Annotated in this window: 1 protein-coding gene; it reads right to left on the reverse strand. The window is 71.1% G+C overall.

Annotated elements, in window-relative coordinates; genetic code table 11:
• Window positions 1–85 precede the first annotated feature (85 nt).
• On the reverse strand, window positions 86–1,609 hold the full coding sequence (locus tag O3T09_RS11745) for an IS21-like element ISMlu14 family transposase (RefSeq protein ID WP_031943827.1): 1,524 nt from the start codon (window positions 1,607–1,609) through the stop codon (window positions 86–88).
• Between the last annotated feature and the right edge of the window lie 115 nt (window positions 1,610–1,724).

A 1,724-nucleotide genomic window follows, 5' to 3' on the forward strand; every position in this document is an offset into this window, starting at 1 on the left:
CGGGCGTGGGGCATCTTCAGCTGCCGCAACAGCGCCTCCAAATCGGCCGGCAGCGCCGGTGCGGCGGTGTTCGGGGTGTGGATGCTCACCGGGCTGCCCCCTCGGTGTTGGAGGTACCGAGGCCGGCCCAGCCGGCGGTGCCCTGGGTCAGGGACCGTTCCTCGGTGGCGGTGTGCATCCCGGTGCGGTGGCCGGCGGCGGTGAGCAGGGAGGCCAGGTCGCCGTGGGCGAAGCGCTGGTGCACCGCGGCCACCCCGAGGGCGCGGTCGACCTGGTCGGTGCCGGCGAGCTTGGCCAGGGTGACGGCCTCGGCCATCTTCTGACCGATCCGGCTGGTGCCGGCCGCGGCGGCCTCCACCAGCCAGGTCCTCGCTCCGGCCCCGATGGCCAGGAACTCGGCCTCCGCCGCCGAACGGGGCACCGGGGTGTAGTCCCCGGGCACCTTGTCCGTCTCGTGGCCGGGGAAGTGCGCGTCGTCGATGGCCGGGGACCCGGGCCGGGCCACCCGGTGCCGGGCGACCTCCACCGGCCCCTGCGCACCGGCGTGCATGATCACCACCATCGAGTCCGGTCCGGTGCCGTGATGGCGCACGAACACCTCGGCCCCGAGCAGGTGCGCGGGCACCGAGTACTGGGCGTTTTCGAAGGAGACCATCGGCGTGTTCTCCGGCACCTTCCGTCCCACCCCGTAGGCCACGGTGTGCGCCGTGGCGGGGATCCGATGCAACGCGCTGGTCTCCTCGGCGAGCATGTGGTCCGGGCGGCGCCGGGTCACCCGGTGCTCCCGGGAGTTCACCATGGCCATGAACCCCGCGCAGGCGGCCTCGAGCTCAGCGAACGAGGCGTACTGGTCCCGCAGGTTGGTGTCCTTCGGGACCAGGTCGGCCTTGGCCAGCTTCACCGCGTTCTCCACCCCGCCCTTGGCGGCCGGATCCGCTGGCTGGCAGGTCAGCACCTCCACGCCGTAATGCCGAGCGAACGCCACGGTGGCCTGGTTACGCACCGGCACCCCGGCCACATGAGAGACCGTCACTGTCTTCTCGTTATCCGTCAGCACATAGGTCGGCGCGCCCCCGATCAGCCGGAAGCACCGGTCCAGGGCGGCGAACACACTCGGAGCCGTCCTATCACGCAGGGCGATGACGATCCGGTAGCGGGACCAGGCCAGCCAGGCCACGAACAGCACCGTCTTGGCCCCGTCGATCGCCGGCCCATCGCCGAAGTCGTACTGCAGCCATGCGCCCGGCTCGGTGATCCAGGGCCGGTGCACCCGGCGCTTCCCGGCCCGCCAGGCGGCCTTCACCTCGGCCACCGCCCGCCGGGTGGAGCGCTCAGAGCCGGTGTAGCCCATTGCGGTGAGCTTGGCGTGCACGACATCGGCGCGGATCCTGCCCGTGGAGGCCTCGACCCATTCCTCGATCTTGGGCAGCCAGACATCGGTGACCTTCGGGCGGCTGGCTCCGGATCCAGGGGTCTGGCCGGCGTCGCGGGCCCGCACCAGCCGGGCCACGGTGTGATGGGAGCAACCGGCCAGCTCGGCGGCGCCCCGCAATGACTTGGTCAGGTCATAGGCACTGAGTATTTTCATGGTTTCTGCGGCATCCTTCATTCAGGGCCTCTTCCTCGCTGGATTCGATTCGACACCGATATCCAACCCGGGGAGGAGGCCCCCGCCGGCTCACGACGCGGCGGGCAACGAGCAACGCGGGCAAACCAGATGGCCA

This window comes from Micrococcus sp. H39-S4 (genome assembly GCF_027158145.1).
GTDB lineage: Bacteria > Actinomycetota > Actinomycetes > Actinomycetales > Micrococcaceae > Micrococcus > Micrococcus luteus.

Coding starts and splice junctions, on each gene's coding strand:
- O3T09_RS11745 (WP_031943827.1), bottom strand. CDS start 1,609: ATGAAGGATGCCGCAGAAACCATGAAAATACTCAGTGCCTATGACCTG.